Source organism: Oleiphilus sp. HI0128 (assembly GCF_001635365.1).
On the sequence record NZ_LWGG01000773.1, the window covers coordinates 1 to 16590 of the forward strand.

At 42.9% G+C, this 16590-nt stretch carries 15 protein-coding genes; 14 read left to right on the forward strand and 1 reads right to left on the reverse strand.

Annotated elements, in window-relative coordinates:
* Nucleotides 1-1135: tRNA (N6-isopentenyl adenosine(37)-C2)-methylthiotransferase MiaB (miaB, locus tag A3763_RS10855; protein WP_068760014.1), on the reverse strand; the 1135-nt coding region annotated here is incomplete at its 3' end.
* A 553-nt stretch (nucleotides 1136-1688) separates the two neighbouring features.
* Between miaB and A3763_RS10860 the strand changes: the two genes are divergently transcribed.
* From A3763_RS10860 to A3763_RS10925, 14 genes are all read left to right on the forward strand, one after another.
* Complete coding sequence (locus tag A3763_RS10860) at nucleotides 1689-3131, forward strand: capsule assembly Wzi family protein (protein ID WP_068634325.1); 1443 nt, start codon at nucleotides 1689-1691, stop codon at nucleotides 3129-3131.
* 93 nt (nucleotides 3132-3224) lie between these two features.
* On the forward strand, nucleotides 3225-3740 hold the full coding sequence (locus A3763_RS10865) for a hypothetical protein (RefSeq protein ID WP_068634326.1): 516 nt from the start codon (nucleotides 3225-3227) through the stop codon (nucleotides 3738-3740).
* Between the two features lie 68 nt (nucleotides 3741-3808).
* Nucleotides 3809-4840: an NAD-dependent epimerase/dehydratase family protein gene (locus tag A3763_RS10870; protein ID WP_068634327.1), complete on the forward strand. Its 1032-nt coding sequence runs from the start codon at nucleotides 3809-3811 to the stop codon at nucleotides 4838-4840.
* Nucleotides 4841-5193: 353 nt separating this feature from the next.
* Nucleotides 5194-5493 carry a nucleotidyltransferase domain-containing protein gene (locus A3763_RS10875; RefSeq protein WP_068508309.1) on the forward strand — a complete coding sequence of 100 codons (300 nt, stop codon included), beginning with the start codon at nucleotides 5194-5196 and terminating at the stop codon, nucleotides 5491-5493.
* Nucleotides 5490-5969, forward strand: coding sequence for a hypothetical protein (locus A3763_RS10880; protein WP_068633338.1), 480 nt, complete (start codon nucleotides 5490-5492; stop codon nucleotides 5967-5969). Before A3763_RS10875 ends, A3763_RS10880 begins: the two co-directional genes overlap by 4 nt.
* A gap of 386 nt (nucleotides 5970-6355) precedes the next feature.
* Complete coding sequence (locus tag A3763_RS10885; protein WP_068634328.1) at nucleotides 6356-6655, forward strand: nucleotidyltransferase domain-containing protein; 300 nt, start codon at nucleotides 6356-6358, stop codon at nucleotides 6653-6655.
* A gap of 26 nt (nucleotides 6656-6681) precedes the next feature.
* Nucleotides 6682-7152, forward strand: a complete 471-nt coding sequence (locus A3763_RS10890) for a hypothetical protein (RefSeq protein WP_197476000.1) — start codon at nucleotides 6682-6684, stop codon at nucleotides 7150-7152.
* 167 nt (nucleotides 7153-7319) lie between these two features.
* On the forward strand, nucleotides 7320-7718 hold the full coding sequence (locus tag A3763_RS10895; RefSeq protein WP_068634330.1) for a nucleotidyltransferase domain-containing protein: 399 nt from the start codon (nucleotides 7320-7322) through the stop codon (nucleotides 7716-7718).
* Nucleotides 7711-8112, forward strand: coding sequence for a DUF86 domain-containing protein (locus tag A3763_RS10900; protein WP_068553603.1), 402 nt, complete (start codon nucleotides 7711-7713; stop codon nucleotides 8110-8112). Before A3763_RS10895 ends, A3763_RS10900 begins: the two co-directional genes overlap by 8 nt.
* Before the next feature lie 808 nt (nucleotides 8113-8920).
* Nucleotides 8921-11389 carry an SLBB domain-containing protein gene (locus tag A3763_RS10905; protein ID WP_068634331.1) on the forward strand — a complete coding sequence of 823 codons (2469 nt, stop codon included), beginning with the start codon at nucleotides 8921-8923 and terminating at the stop codon, nucleotides 11387-11389.
* Nucleotides 11390-11438: 49 nt separating this feature from the next.
* Nucleotides 11439-12386: a Wzz/FepE/Etk N-terminal domain-containing protein gene (locus A3763_RS10910; RefSeq protein ID WP_068634332.1), complete on the forward strand. Its 948-nt coding sequence runs from the start codon at nucleotides 11439-11441 to the stop codon at nucleotides 12384-12386.
* A 42-nt stretch (nucleotides 12387-12428) separates the two neighbouring features.
* A complete protein-coding gene (locus A3763_RS10915) occupies nucleotides 12429-14117 on the forward strand; it encodes a cytidylyltransferase domain-containing protein (RefSeq protein WP_082880443.1) in 1689 nt (562 codons plus the stop codon).
* 15 nt (nucleotides 14118-14132) lie between these two features.
* Nucleotides 14133-15188, forward strand: coding sequence for an N-acetylneuraminate synthase family protein (locus A3763_RS10920; protein ID WP_068760016.1), 1056 nt, complete (start codon nucleotides 14133-14135; stop codon nucleotides 15186-15188).
* Nucleotides 15188-16348, forward strand: a complete 1161-nt coding sequence (locus A3763_RS10925; RefSeq protein WP_068633926.1) for a polysaccharide pyruvyl transferase family protein — start codon at nucleotides 15188-15190, stop codon at nucleotides 16346-16348. The genes A3763_RS10920 and A3763_RS10925 overlap by 1 nt, the downstream gene beginning before the upstream one ends.
* Nucleotides 16349-16590: the final 242 nt, after the last annotated feature.

Here is a 16590-nt window from a genome sequence, read left to right on the forward strand (position 1 = left end):
CTTGAGCTTGTTGAAGAATGCGCTGCTGCAGAATTTGCAGTCGTTGTTTTTTAACTTCTTCGCTTGTTTCATCAGGTAAATCTGCTGCTGGTGTACCCGGGCGCGCGCTATAGATAAAACTAAAAGAAGCGTCAAAGCCAACGTCATTGATCAGCTTCATGGTGTCTTCAAAGTCTTTCTCGGTTTCGCCAGGGAAGCCAATGATAAAGTCTGAAGAGATACTAATATCAGGGCGGTGCTTACGTATACGGCGAATTTTAGATTTGTACTCTAATGCCATATGGCCGCGCTTCATCGCATTCAATATTCTGTCTGAGCCGCTTTGAACAGGTAGGTGAAGGTGGCTTACCAGCTCAGGAGTATCGGCATAAACGTCGATAAGTGAGTCACTGAACTCAACCGGATGCGACGTTGTAAAACGAATTCGGTCAATGCCTTCAATGGCTGCGGTTAGTGTGATTAACTCAGCAAGATCCATCATGTCGCCATCGTGTGTTTCACCTTGGTAGGCGTTAACGTTTTGGCCGAGTAAGTTTATTTCACGCACACCTTGAGTAGCAAGGTGGGAGATTTCTGCCAGTACGTCATCAACAGGGCGGCTAACTTCCTCACCTCGCGTGTAAGGCACAACACAAAAAGTACAATACTTGCTACAGCCTTCCATAATTGAAACAAACGCAGAAGGGCCATTTATACCGGGAGCAGGGAGGTGGTCAAACTTTTCAACTTCAGGGAAGCTGATGTCGACCACGCCTACATCAGTTGTTTTTGATGCGTCGATCATCTCTGGTAGGCGATGAAGCGTTTGTGGGCCAAAGATCACGTCTACAAAAGGCGCGCGAGAACGAATCGCTTCACCTTCCTGACTGGCAACGCAACCACCAACGCCGATAGTTAGTTCCGGGTTGCTTTCCTTAAGCTTCTTCCAGCGACCAAGCTGGTGAAAGACCTTTTCCTGTGCTTTTTCACGAATAGAGCAGGTATTAAGAAGAATGATGTCAGCATCACTCTCGTTCTCGGTTAACTCAACTTTATGACTGTCTTGCAGTAAGTCTGTCATGCGAGATGAATCATACTCGTTCATCTGGCAGCCGTGAGTTTTAATAAAAAGCTTCTTGGTCGTGGTGTCGGTCATCTAAATATCAATCGCTTGCGAAAAGAGTTGCTTAAAAAATAGGCGGCAGATTATACATCTAAGCAGGCAGTGGGTGTAGTTTTTTCTGTCGCTAAAGACTGCCCTTAAAGATCAAAACACAAAAGACGGTTCACCACCGAGGGCACAGAGAGGCCTGCGGCCTACACAGAGAAAAGATAAAAACAGAGAAAAGATAAAAGCCTTTTTAGGTGTGTCTCCATCTCTTCCTCTGTGCAGCGAAGCGCCCGGTGTCCTCTGTGGTTCTTCGGTTTATCCCTTAAAGATCAAAACACAAAAGACGGTTCACCACAGAGGGCACAGAGCGGCCTGCGGCCTACACAGAGAAAAGATAAAAACAGAGAAAAGATAAAAGCCTTTTTAGGTGTGTCTCCATCTCTTCCTCTGTGTAGCGAAGCGCTCGGTGTCCTCTGTGGTTTAAGTTCTTTTCGCTTTTACCTTTAAGTGCAAAACCCCTATAATGCCCAGCCATAGAATCAACCACTAAAAAGTCTAATTCGTGTCTATCAAATCTAAGCTTCTCAGCACCCTTGTAATGTCCCTTTCTCTTGTTATGGCTGCCACGGTAAACGCTGCGCCATGGATTGATGTAGGTGACCTTAGGCTTCGAAATAATCTTCAGCTACTCAATGATGCAGAAGTGATCGATATCTCTTTAACGACCTGGCCGCTTATGTGGGCAGATGTAAAAAATGCACTAGCAGAAGCTGATCACTCGAAGCTCAATTCAGCACAAAAAACTGCGATTAGAGAATTACGCTTTGAGCTACGTAAGCAGACTAAGTCCGGTATTAAAAAAAGCCTTGAAGTGACAGCGGGCAGTGCTAGGCCATTATTAAGAGATTTTGGTTCTTTCCAGCAAGAAAAAGGAGAGATCCATAAAACAATGGAAGGTGATAGTGAAAGCTTTGCCTTCAGGCTTCAAGCTAATGTCATGACAGACCCTGGTGATGATGCCGTCCAGACAGACTTTTATGGCTCCTATTTGGCTGGCGTGCTGGGCGGTCGTGATGGCAACTGGGTATTGGGTGTTGGCGCAGTCGATCAATGGTGGGGCGCGGGTTCTCAGTCGAGTTTGATCCTGACAAATAATGCCGAGCCGGTGCCGAGCGTATTCTTAAGAACCAAGCAGGGGCAAACCTTTGAAACACCATTGCTTTCTTGGTTAGGAGAGTGGCAATTTGTATCTTATATTGGTCAGCTAGAAAGTGAGCGTACAATACCTGAGGCAAAACTTACTGGCATGCGTTTTACCTTTAGGCCGTTGAAAGGTCTTGAATTTGGTATGTCCCGTGCGATGCAGTGGGGTGGAGAAGGGCGTGATGAAGACTTGTCTACCTTCTGGAAGTCGCTTACTTCGCAGGGTGAAAATACAGCCAAGCAAGCGGGGAATCAGTTGGCTGGCTTCGATGTACGTTATGGCTTTGCATTGACTGATACGCTGGGTGCGGCCTTCCACGCACAAACAATTGGTGAAGACGAAGCGGGCTATATGCCATCGCGACGCACCCATCAAGCGGGCGTTCAACTTTCCCAAACACTAGAAGATAGCGCTTTCCTAAAGTACGAGTTGGAATACGCAAATACCATTGCGGATGGCTTTGAGACAGTATTTTATAATACCACCTATGAACATAGTCTTTATGAAAGTGGCTATCGCTATCATGGGCGTACGCTTGGTGCTAGTTTTGATAATGACTCAGAGGTTTTGTCCTTCGGGATGAGTCTTCAAAATGGTGATGGTTCGCTTTGGAGTGCGCGTGCCAGCTATTTACAGTTAAATGAAGATGGTGGCGTCAGAGGAAATGGGGTTTCTCTGAGTGCTCAATCACTTTATATGGCGGAATTTTATCACCAGTGTTTCATCTTTGATGGCCGTTTCAAAGCAGGGCTGACTTACCTAAGTAAAGACGTTGATACAGCGTTTACGTATGTAGAGCGCTTAGCTGCTTCGGTCTCATGGGAGTATCGATACTAGGGCTTGTGAAGTGTAAAAGCAGGCCTGTCATGCTATTATTCGCTTAGTCTAACGACAAGGCTTTTACCAATGATTATCAAGGAGGATAAGAGAATGGATAAAACAAAAGTGGACGATATGCTAATTCAAATGATACAGCCCAAACTCGAAGAGATTGAAACCCGCTTCTCAAACGGTGAGGGCCTAAGTAGTGAAGATATCAATACACTGCTGCTTAAGTCGCAATATAATCATATCAATCATTTAGATGAAAAATTAAATGAAGTGACCGATAGTGTGGCAAGCCTTAAAGGTGAATTTGCTGGCTTGAAAGGTGAATTTGCTGGCTTGAAAGGTGAGTTTTCTGATTTGAAAGGTGAGTTTTCTGATTTGAAAGGTGACTTTACAGGCCTAAGAGGCGAGTTTGTCGGCCTGAAAGGCGAATTCAAGTTGTTGGAACAAAAGGTAAACAAAGGCTTCGAACTTATGGGGGCTAGAATGGACGCTTTTGAAAAACGAATTGAATTGAAGATATCTGAAGCGATAAACAAGAATATGCGCTGGAGCATAGGCTTGATAGCCTTAATCGTTACTGTTCTCAAGCTAGCGGATACCTTTGCCGGAAACTGAATAATTAACAATACCGCCCCTGTCTCAAACAACCCTGAGCAACTCTAAATAGAAAGGAAATAAGTGTCGTGACAAGTTATGAAAATGTAAAACAGCAGCTAACAGACAGCCCCAAAACCTGGTTGGTAACGGGTGTTGCCGGTTTTATCGGTTCTAACCTGCTAGAAACACTGCTAAAACTAAACCAAAAAGTTGTAGGTTTGGATAACTTCGCCACTGGGCATCAATACAATTTAGATGAAGTTCAAGGCTTGGTAGCGTCTGATCAGTGGCAGAACTTCTCATTTATCGAAGGTGATATCAGAGATTACGAAACCTGCCAGAAGGCGGTTTCAGGTGCTGACTATGTTTTACACCAAGCAGCGCTTGGCTCCGTTCCTCGTTCTATCGCAGACCCGATTACCACGAATGCAGCGAATATCACTGGCTTTCTCAATATGCTCCAGGCTGCAAAAGAAGAGCAGGTAAAAAGCTTCACCTACGCGGCCAGTAGTTCAACCTATGGTGACCACCCTGCGTTGCCAAAAGTAGAAGAAAATATCGGCAATCCGCTTTCACCTTATGCGGTAACCAAATACGTAAACGAATTATATGCCAGTGTGTATGCCAGAACCTATGACTTCAAAACGATTGGTTTGCGTTATTTCAATGTGTTCGGCAAGCGACAAGACCCTAATGGTGCCTATGCAGCGGTTATTCCAAAGTGGACCTCTTCAATGATTGAAGGTGAAGATGTCTTCGTTAACGGCGATGGCGAAACAAGTCGAGACTTTTGCTATATCGATAACACTGTGCAAATGAATATTCTTGCGGCCACTGCACCTGACGAAGCTAAAGATGAAGTGTACAACGTCGCACTGGGTGATCGTACAACCTTGAATGACTTGTATGTATCTATACAAAAAGCACTAGCTGAGAATGATGTTGATGTTTCGAAAGAGCCAATTTACAGAGACTTCCGAGCTGGTGATGTAAGGCACTCGCAAGCCGATACAAGCAAAGCTAAGGCAAAGCTTGGTTATGCGCCAGAGTATCGAATTCTAGAAGGTATTTCCGAAGCGATGCCATGGTATATTGAATTCCTAAGTTCAAAATCCTAAAAGACGGTTCACCACCGAGAACACGGAGCGGCCTGCGGCCTGCACAGAGAAAAGATTAAAAGCTTTTTTTTTAGAAGTGTCTCAATTCCTTCCTCTGTGCAGCGAAACGCTCGGTGTCCTCTGTGGTTCAATTGGTTTTCTTTAAAGATCAAAACACAAAAGACGGTTCACCACCGAGAACACAGAGCGGCCTGCGGCCTACACCGAGTAAAGATTAAGGCTTTCTTTAGATGTGGCTCTATCCTGTCCTCGGTGCAGCGAAGCGCTATGTGGCTACCAAAGTCTAATTCCTTCCAGTAAGATAAGGCATGAAAATTCACTGCTTTAAATTATAGTTAGAGTCATTTGCATAAATGAGAATTACCGAAGGGCAAGCGCAATCCATTAAAGGTATCGTTGCCAGTTTAATTGATCCTGGCGTAGAAGTGTGGTTGTTCGGCTCGCGAGTGGATGATCATGCAAAGGGCGGTGATATAGACCTACTCGTGGTGTCAAAGCACGATATCGACGAACTCGTATTCGTTGCGGCTAAAATAAGCACGCAAGTATCTCGCTTGTTTCATGGGCGTAAAACCGATGTGATACTTCAAACACCAAGTGTAGAGCTTTCGCCAATACATACCATAGCAAAAGAAACCGGGATTAAGTTATGACCCTAGATCAAGGTCAGTTAGAAAGGCTACGGTATCTGTGCCGAATCGTGTCAAAAGAAATTACTCATCTACAATACTCTGAAGGAAGGCTATTTGCAGGTGGTTTTGACGAGGAAAAGGCGGCGCAGTTAGATACTAACCCTGACTTGGCTGAGGTGCTCGAGGCCTATGTGGGGCGCTTCTGCCGCCTGCAAGATACGGTTGGTGATAAGTTGTTGGTTGCATGGCTCAAGGCTACGCAAGAAAAAGTAGGTGTCGCGATCGATAATCTGGATAGAGCTGAAAAGCTTGGCTATTTGGAAAGCAGTGATACGTGGTTAGAGCTAAGAAGAATTCGGAATCAAATGATTCACGAATACATTGAAGATGCAGGGCAGCTTAGCCAAGCAATTAATCTGTCAAAAGATAATATTCCCCTAATAGTGAACTTTGCTCAAAAGCTAATTAGTGATCTTCAGGGCAGATTTGATATTTGAGTAAAGCTGACACTTTCTCTGTGCAGCAAGCGCTCTGTGTCCTCTATGGTTCATCGGTTTACCCCTTAATTAAAGATCAAAACATAAAAGACGGTTCACCACCGAGGACACAGAGCGGCCTGCGGCCTACACAGAGAAAAGATAAAAGCTTTATTAGATGTGTCTCAATCCCTTCCTCGGTGCAGCGAAGCGCCCGGTGTCCTCGGTGGTTCATCGGTTTATCCCTTAATTAAAGATCAAAACATAAAAGATGGTTTACCACAGAGGGTACAGAGCGGCCTGAGGCCTGCACCGAGAAAAGAAAGCGTTTTCTTAAAAGCGCCTTAAGCACGCTCTCAGTATTTCCCTGTTATACTGACAACACTAAGAATTGTTGAGGGTAGGCTGTGCGGCTAAGTTCATTTCAAGTATCAAAAATTAAAGAATCTGTAGAGGCAGTTTTAGGCGCTGAGGCAGAGGTGATTCTTTTTGGTTCACGAGTAGATGACTCTGCAAGGGGTGGGGATATCGACCTTTTTGTTGAGACGGCGCGACAAATTGAAAATAGGGCGTCGGCCGCTGCTCGAATCGCGGCAAAAATTCAGATGGCAATCGGTGATCAAAAAATAGATGTGATTTTGGTGGATGCTCTAACGCCGTATCAAACTATTCATAAGCAAGCTAAAGCGCAAGGAATAGCGCTCTAAATAAAAAATAGAGAAGGATTATTTTAATGGGTAATAATAAAGACCGTTTACGACACTTGATTAAAGTGGCAGAAAAGGAAGCAAAGCACTTAGAGTTGACGTGGAGCCGCTTAAAATCTGAAGAAGTTAATCCCCAATGGGTTGCTGGTCTTGAAGATGATCTAGATATGGCTGAGCGGGTCGATGCGTTTGTCGCAAGGTTTGGCAGGCTTCAAGATCACTTAGGTGATAAGTGTACTCCCGAGTTATTAAAACAAATGCTTGAAACGCCAAGTTCTGCAATCAATAACTTGGGACGAATGGAAAAGCTTGGATTAATTGCTTCGGTCGAACAGTGGATAGAGGCGAGAAATCTTAGAAATCGTTTGGTTCATGATTATGTAGATGATCATGAAGAGTTTGCGTCTGCGCTTAATCGGGCAATTGGGTTGGTGGATGTGTTGCTGGCTGTCCAGAAATCATACAATAAGCAGGCTCAATCGCTTTTAGCTCTTTAAGGTCAAAACACAAAAGACGGTTCACCACAGAGGGCACAGAGAGGCCTGCGGCCTACACAGAGAAATAAAAATATCAAAGCCGTCATAAGCAAGATCCTATCACTCGTGTTATTCTGTCTATTATCTAGATCATAAAATGACAAAGCCACTGAAACGGTTTAAGCGATATGGAAAACTCCGAGCTGGTTTCTCTAATAAAACAACATCTACCAAGTGTTAAATTGATTTACCTCTTTGGCTCAAGAGCTACTAATGAAGCTCGACCTTCGAGTGACTGGGATATCGCAGTCATGGCAGAGAAAAAAATACCCGTATCTACCTTATGGGAGCTTAAAGAGCTCCTGGCAAATACCTGTTGTGCAGAAGTTGATTTGATTGACTTGCTTCAATCGACCACGGTTTTGAATGTGCAAATTATAGAGCGAGGTCAGTTGCTGTATGATGCTTGTGACGCTGCGATGTCTTTCGAAACGCGTGTTCTCAGCATGTATGGCCGTTTACAGGAGGGGCGTGAAGACATTATGACTGACTTTGTTGCTCAGCTTAAAGGAATGAAGCATGGATGATGTCATACTGAATAAACTCGCAACAATAAAACGGTGTTTGCAGCGAGTTCGCGAGGAATTTACTAGCGAGGCAGAATTCAAACAAAATTACACCAAACAAGATTCTGTCTTATTGAATATTCAAAGAGCGTGTGAGGCGTCAATTGATATAGCAAATTATCTAATTCGTGTGCACCGGCTGGGAATACCTCAGTCGGCACGTGATAGTTTCGATATTCTAGCAGGGGCAAAATTGATTACGGTCGACATCTCTGGCGCGATGAAGCGAATGGTTGGCTTAAGAAATATAGCAGTGCATGATTACCAAACGCTCGATTTAGATATTGTGATTTCAGTAATTGAAAAGCACTTGTCAGATTTCGAAGGTTTTAGTGCAGAAGTTATTTCGGAGTAGTGAGAAGTAGCCCTTAAAGATCAAAACGCAAAAGCAGGTTCACCACAGAGTGCACAGAGAGGCCTGCGGCCTACACAGAGAAAAGATCAAAGCTTTCATTTAGATGTGTCTCAATCTCTTCCTCTGTGCAGCGAAGCGCTCGGTGTCCTCGGTGGTTCATCGGTTTATCCCTTAAAGATCAAACCATAAAAGCTGATTTACCACCGAGATCACAGAGAGGCCTGCGGCCTACACCGAGAAAAGATAATAGCTTTTTAGTGTGTCTCAATCTCTTCCTCTGTGCAGCGAAGCGCTCGGTGTCCTCGGTGGTTCAAGTGTTTGTTCCTTAAAGATCAAAACATAAAAGACGGTTCACCACAGAGGGCACAGAGCGGCCTACGGCCTACACAGAGAAAAGATTAAAGCTTTCATTTAGATGTGTCTCAATCCCTTCCTCTGTGCAGCGAAGCGCCCGGTGTCCTCGGTGGTTCATCGGTTTATCCCTTAAAGATTAAGACATAAAAGCTGATTCACCACCGAGAACACAGAGCGGCCTGCGGCCTGCACCGAGAAAAGATAATAGCTTTCTTTAGATGTGTCTCAATCTCTTCCTCTGTGTAGCGAAGCGCTCGGTGTCCTCGGTGGTTCAAATGTTTATTTCTTAGGGTTCCAAGGAATGACAAACATCAAATAATGTAAACAAATGTTAAAATAGACCACTCCACCAACTAGTAAGCCCCTCCTTTAAATGCTAAATTAGCGCCCATTAAGATGATCGTCATACATGGTCATCACAGTGAAGTACTCTCTAATAATGATGGAATCAGGAATGATCGATACACTCTCTCGCCTAAGGCTCACTGGGCGTGCATTTCTTTTTGTAGTAGCAGCTTTATTCTCGCTTCAATCTTTTGCCCTACAGCCTACACCGGCGCAGCTCGAACAGTTTAAGCGTCTCCCTGCAGCGGAACAGGCTCGTTTAGCACAGCAGTTTGGTGTGGATATTCCCAATGTAAATGCTGCGCAAACGCCTGTGGTTGCACAAACTAACAGCGTCATGCCGGTGGCTCAGCAGCAAGTAGCTGAGTCTGTGGGCGGTGAGATTAACACCAATACTGAAATGGAAGAAGGCAAGCTGCCTGCTTTCGGATACGATCTATTCGCAGGTCAGCCAACGACCTTTGCACCCATTACTGATATTCCTGTTTCATCTGATTACGTACTAGGCCCAGGTGATTCACTAAAAGTGAACCTCTATGGTAAAGAAAGCCAATTCTTCGAGTTGGTTGTTGATCAGGAAGGGCAAGTTTATATCCCTGACTTAGGCCCAATGAGCTTAGCTGGCCTAGACTTCTCTGAAGCCAAAGAAAAAATCAAAAAGACTATTGATCAAAAAATGATTGGTGTTAAAGCCAGTGTTTCGATGGGAAGCTTGCGTTCGATTCGGGTCTTTGTATTGGGTGAAGCTCGTGTGCCGGGTTCCTATGTGATTAGCTCCCTCTCAACCATGACTAATGCACTAGTACTGAGTGGTGGTGTTTCAGAGTTGGGTTCACTGCGTAATATTCAGTTAAAACGCAAAGGTAAGCTTGTTCAATCTCTCGATGTATATGACCTACTGCTAAAAGGTGACACCTCGGGTGATGCTCAGCTTAAATCGGGCGATGTGGTATTTATTCCCGCTGTTGGCCCTCAAGTAGCAATAAAGGGGCAAATTAAACGCCCAGCATATTATGAGCTTAAAGGAAACGGCTCCGTTTCTGATCTTCTCTCTTATTCCGGTGGCATGTTGGCTTCTGCTTACCCTCAAGGCGCGACGCTTGAACGGGTTAATGAGCAAAATGAACGTGAGTTCCTGAATTTAGACTTATCATTAAATGCTGATATAAACCGCACTTTAAAAAATGGTGACCAGATTACCTTACCTAAAATTCTGCCGAAGGTAGAAAATGTCATTAAAGTAGTTGGCCATGCAGAGCGTGCCGAAACGCGCCGTTGGACACCGGGTTTGCGAGTGAGTGATATCATTCAAAGTGTTGAATACTTAAAGCCGGAGCCAGACTTAAATTATGCTTTAATCAAACGCTATTCAAAACCAGAGCGAACCTTAAGTGTTCACGCTTTCAGTATCGCAGATGCATTGAAATCTAAGCAAAGCGAAGCAGACCCAGTACTACAAGACCTAGATGAACTCGTGTTCTTTGGCCTATATGGTGATCGCTCTGAAGAAGTTGTTAAGTTAGTGGAAGAACTGCGTCAGCAAGCAAGTATTTCTACTCCTTCAAAAGAAGTATCGATCGGTGGCAACGTTCGTTACCCAGGTGTTTATCCCTTAGTTGAAAATATGACTGTCGAGAACTTGCTTTCTGCCGCTGGTGGCCTGACAGAAAAAGCTTACCTATCAAGCGCTGAATTGAACAGAACAACCATTAACGAACAGCAAGATAGAATACAAGATAGAAGAATTATTCAACTTTCTGATGCGACCGCCATATCAAGTAAGCTTCAGGCAAGAGACGTACTAACCGTTAAAGCAATTCCAGAGTGGGCAGAGACTAAACAAATTACCTTACGCGGCGAAGTGAAGTTCCCAGGTGTTTATCCCTTCCATAAAAACGACACTTTAGCAGATGTAATTGAACGTGCTGGCGGCTTAACTGAATATGCTTATGCGCCTGGAGCAATGTTTACGAGAGAAGACTTAAAGACTCAGCAGGCGCAGCAGCTAAGAGAAATGCAATCGCGATTAGAGGCTGATATTGCAAAGGCTGAAGTAGTTGCAGCGAATCAAACAACGCTTGATGCAAGTAAAGCTCAGGGCTTAGGAGAGGCTCAGGGTTTATTGGATAAACTCAAGACTACTCCTGCCCTAGGTCGTCTAGTTATTGATCTTGAAAAGGTTATTACAAGGCAAGAAGCTTATTCAATATCGCTTAAGGATGGAGATGAACTATTCATCCCCGAGAGAAAGAGCTCCGTGACAGTTATTGGTGAAGTCCAGCTTCCAGTATCTCAACTCTTTGAGCAAGAGCTAGATTACTGGGATTACATTGAGCGCAGTGGTGGCATGACCGATAAAGCTGATGATGAACGTATTTATATTATTAAAGCTAATGGCGGGGTTCAGATGCCTGACTCGTCTAGTTGGTTTGCAAGTAATGATGCTCAGCTTGCGCCGGGCGATACTGTTGTTGTGCCGCTAGATGCGGATAAGATTGACCAGGTTGTTTTGTGGCGTGATATGAGTCAGATCTTTTATCAGATTGCTTTGGGTGCGGCTGCGGTTGGGAGCTTGTAATTTTTTGGGTGAGTTGTTTGATTGAGCAAACAGAGAAATAGAGATAGTGATGAGAGAATTGCCTAGTAGTACGGGAAAAAGTGACGAAATAGATTTACAAGCGTTGTTAGGTGCTATCTGGCGTGGGAAAATGATAGTGTTGTTGATGACTCTTTTGTTTTCTTGTAGTTCAGTGTTTTATGCTATTTCTTTACCGGATAAATATCGATCAGTTTCTATTTTAGCCCCTGCGAGCGGGTCTAGTTCATCATCTTTATCTCAGTTAGCTGGGCAATTCGGCGGATTAGCATCTTTGGCTGGCGTTAACTTAGGTGGCAATGGTGGTGCCGACAAAGCGACGATAGCTCTCGAGTTGATGAAGACATGGGGGTTTTTAGAGGAATTTATTGAATCTGCTGATATAGCGGCAGAAGTATACGCCGTAACGGGTTGGAATAAATCAGAAAATAAGTTGATCTATGATTTAGATATTTATGACCCTAAAACTAATCAGTGGCTTCTAGATCCCGAAAGTGAAGATAATAGTACCTTTGAGCCGAGTAGTTGGGAGCTTTATCGAGAATTAAGCGGTCGGTTACTTATAAATAGGGATAAGGAAACTGGACTGATACGTATTTCTTTAGAGCACTTTTCGCCACATATCACTAAACAGTGGTCAAATATGTTGGTAGAAAAAATCAATCAATTGATGAAAGAAGAAGATAAAGCCTCCGCAAAGAGGAGTATTAAGTTTCTTAAAAGTCAGGTTGCTAATACTCATGTAGCAGATATGCAGACGGTATTTTATCAACTAATAGAAGAACAGGCAAAGACTTTAATGCTAGCGGAAGTTAGTAATGAGTATGTGCTTAAAACTGTCAGTGCTCCAAAGGTCCCTGAAGTGAAATCAGGGCCTAACCGAGCTCTTATATGTATTGTAGGGTTTATGCTTGGGAGCGGGATAGGAATAATTTTCGTATTGATTCGCTTAAGTTTCAACTCTAGGCGAAAGTCATAGACCGACTTACAAATCAAGAATCACATATAGTATCAAGTTATAATGAAATCAGACAATGTAGTTTATGAAGTAATGAAAAAAGCACCTCAAATATTAGTTGTTATTCCAGCGCGAGGAGGCTCTAAGGGGATTCCTCGTAAGAACTTACGCCCTTTAGCTGGGTATCCATTGATTTATTACAGTATCTCTGCCGCATTAGGGGCAGAGTCTGTAACTGATGTCGTAGTTTCGACTGAGGACGAAGAAATCGCGTTGTTTGCGAAACGGTTTGGGGCATCGGTTGTAATGAGAACCTATGAACTAGCTGATGATACTACTACGTTGGACCCTGTTATTGTCAATGCTGCGATTAATTCTGAGAGTGAACTGCAGCGCAAATATGATTACGTAGTTACGGTTCAACCGACGTCGCCACTCATTCGTTCTATAGACATTGAAAATAGTATTCGTTCAATTACTAAATCCAGTTTAGATACAATAATTAGTGTTGTGGATGATAGGCATTTACGCTGGGGAGTCAATGACGGTCAAACTGTACCTCTCTACAGCGAGCGAGTTAATAGGCAGCAGTTGTCTCCTTGCTATAGGGAGACGGGAGCAGTAGTTGTTTGTAGTCGAGAGCAGCTTGAGAAAGGTACTAGGATTGGTGGTTCTGTAGGTATTTACGAGATTCCTCATGAGTATAGCTTTGATGTTGATGCCTACTCAGATTTTTACTTATGCGAAGCGATGCTAACAAGAAAGAAAATTGTGATTAGTGTTGTTGGTTACGCAGAGGTAGGACTGGGCCATGCTTTTAGAGCAATAATGTTAGCTCATGAGCTGGTTCAGTATGAAGTAGTTTTTGTGTGCGAACAAAAGTCTGATTTAGCTATCCAGTATATTCGTGAATACAATTATACAGTTGTCGTTAGTGATAACGATAAGTTGGCAGAAACAATAATTTCTATTAATCCCGATTTAGTTATCAACGATATTCTAGATACAACTCTAGAGTATATGAACTGCTTGTCTAGATTTGGCGGTAAAGTTGTAAATTTTGAAGACTTAGGCGAGGGAGCCAACTCTGCTGATCTAGTTGTAAATGCGCTATACCCGCATCAGTCATCGGATGAAAAGGTACTAGTTGGAGCCAAATATTTTTGTTTGCGCGATGAGTTTTTGTTTCTCGATGCTCAATCCTCCAGGCTTAGTTCTGGTCAGGTTAATAAAATACTGATTACGTTTGGTGGTGTTGATGAAGGAAATGTTACGAAGAGGGCCCTTGAAGAGCTGGCAAGCTTATGTATCTCAAACAATATTGATATCGATGTGATAACAGGTCCCGGTTATGAGCACTTTGATTCGTTAGAAAAAGTCATTGAAAAGAATGAACGATTGAGATGCAATATTGTTAAGGAAACTAAGAGAATTTCTGAATACATGGTCGATGCAGATTTAGCTATAACTTCAGCTGGACGAACGGTGTTAGAGCTAACGGCTCTCTATGTACCTACAATTGTTATTGCTCAAAATGATAGAGAAATGACCCATACCTTTGCTTCAGAAGAAAATGGAATATGTCATTTGGGGCATCGTAAAGAAATAGTTCATAACTCCATTCTTGATAAGGTAACAACGTTAGTCAATAGCAGCAAAACAAGACAGCTAATGGTCGAGAAGATGAGTGATTTAGATTTAAGAAATGGTAAGTCCAGAGTGATATCCGCTATTAGGGCCTTGATAAGCTAATTGAAGGGAATAAATATGAATAATCAGTTTAAAATTGGTAATGCCCTCGTTGGCGATAATTTAAAGCCTTATATAATCGCAGAGATCGGCGTTAATCATGAAGGCAGTATGGAATTGGCTAAACGTTTGATAGACGAAGCTAAAGCGGGTGGTGCTCATGCCGCAAAATTTCAGTCCTACAAAGCTTCAAAAATTGCTTCTAAACATAGTCCAGCATACTGGGACCAATCAAAGGAACCCACAGATAGTCAATTTAAGCTGTTTCAGAAGTACGATAACTTTGAAACTGAGCAATATGAAGAGCTAGCAGATTATTGTCAGTCTATTGGAATAGATTTTATGTCAACGCCATTTGACTTGGATGCTGTTGATTTCTTAGACCCCTTAATACCAGCGTTTAAAGTTGCTTCAGCGGATATTACTAATGTTCCATTGATCAGAAAGTGTGCTTCAACGGGAAAGCCTCTAATTATGTCAACAGGCGCAGCTACATTACCTGAGATAGAGTTTGCTTTGCAGGTAGCACGGGAAGCTGGTGCAAAAGAGATTAGTTTGCTTCATTGCGTATTGAATTACCCAACACCGATAGACCATGCTCAACTAGGAATGATTACAACGCTAGCTCGAGTATTTCCGGATGTGGTAATTGGGTATTCAGATCATGTGGCTCCTGACGAGACTATTAGTAGTTTAGAGGCCTCTATGCTATTGGGTGCGTGTATTTTGGAGAAGCATTTTACTCATGATAAAACACTTCCTGGAAATGATCATTATCATGCAATGAACAAAGAAGACCTAAGTAGATTTGTTGGTAAGGCAGAACTGTATGCTGAGTTGATATCTGGGGCTTCTAAAGACCTAAGTAAAGAAAGTGCTGCTCGATTAAACGCACGAAGAAGTATTGTTGCGAAAGGGGATATCAAGAAAGGTCAAACAATAACTGAAGATAACTTAATTGCCAAAAGGCCTGCGCATGGTATAAGCCCTATTAACTGGGATTCAGTTGTTGGTAAAGAGGCTCGTGTTGATATTGAAGATGACACTTTAGTTCGCTGGGAAGACATAGTTTGATGGAAAGTATTAATAACGAGCAGCCTTATTATGTAGTTCTGACTGGCTCTAAGAACAATGCTGGTGACTTTTTGATAAAGCATAGAGCATTTAGGCTATTTAGCGATGTGAGACCTGATCGGAAGGTTATTGATCTAAATTCTTGGGAGGCTTTTGACGAGAAAACCTTATCACTAGTCAATAATTCTAAGGCTTTGATATTGTTGGGCGGGCCTGCGTTGCAAAAGAATATGTATCCTGGAATTTACCCATTGACACAAAATTTAGATCAAATTCAAGTACCTATCACTATGATGGGGGTTGGGTGGAAGAGCTTATCAGGGCGGTGGCCAGATACTCGAAATTATGACTTATCTGAAAGCACATTGAGGCTCTTATCGAGAATTGATAAAGATGATCTGCCCGTAAGTGTGCGTGATTACCACACATTGAATGTCCTTAGTACCTCTGGGGTTAGATGTGGCTTGATGACCGGTTGCCCAGCTACTTACGACCTAGAATATGTCGGTTCTAGCTCGCTTGAACAAGAAGAGATTTGTCGAGTTGCTTTTTCACTAGGAGTGGCTTTTTTATATTCAAAATCGTTAAAAAAACAGATGGAGAGCGCAATTCTTTCTACAAAAGCCTTGTTCCCAAATGCCAAGTTTGAAGTAGTCTTTCACCATGGCACAACGGAAAGCTTTTTGAAGACTCCTTCTGCTAAGAAAGAGCACTTAATCGGGCATCAGAAATTTATTACCTGGCTACAAGAAAAGGGCGTAGACTACGTTGATATATCTGGTTCTGCGGAAAATCTTATCGAGTATTATAGTCAATGTGATTTACATATAGGATATAGAGTTCATGCACATATTTTCATGAATAGTATTTCTAAACCTTCTGTTCTAGTAGCGGAGGATGGCCGAGGAAAGGCGTTGAGAGACGTATTTGGCGGCCTGGTTTTAGATGCGTTTGACTCTGTTGGCATGGGAATTGTTGCTCGGATAATTAGAAGACTTAGAATCTTTGACACCTTTCATACAAGCGAGAATTTAGTTTCTGAGTTGAGCGGTGCTATTGAGTATGAAATAAACAATGGACTACCCCGAATTTCACCATCGAGGGGAGTTATAGATTCAAATTTCAGAGTTATGAAAGACTACCTAAAAAGCTTACCTTAGATAATAAACTGGTTGATCTCCCATGCTTTCAGCAAGAAATCTTTACTTCCTATGGAGGCTTCTATACGTCGGACTGAAACCTGGAGCGGTTTTTGTTTCGGCTAAGTTCTTGTCAGCTGAAGTTGCGAACACGCTTTCATTAGCTATCGTTTTGTCAGCTACTTTGATGGCGTCACTATCTTTTGGGTCTTATCGACTGTTGTTTAAGTATGCCGATACAGATAGAGCTAATTATTATGAGG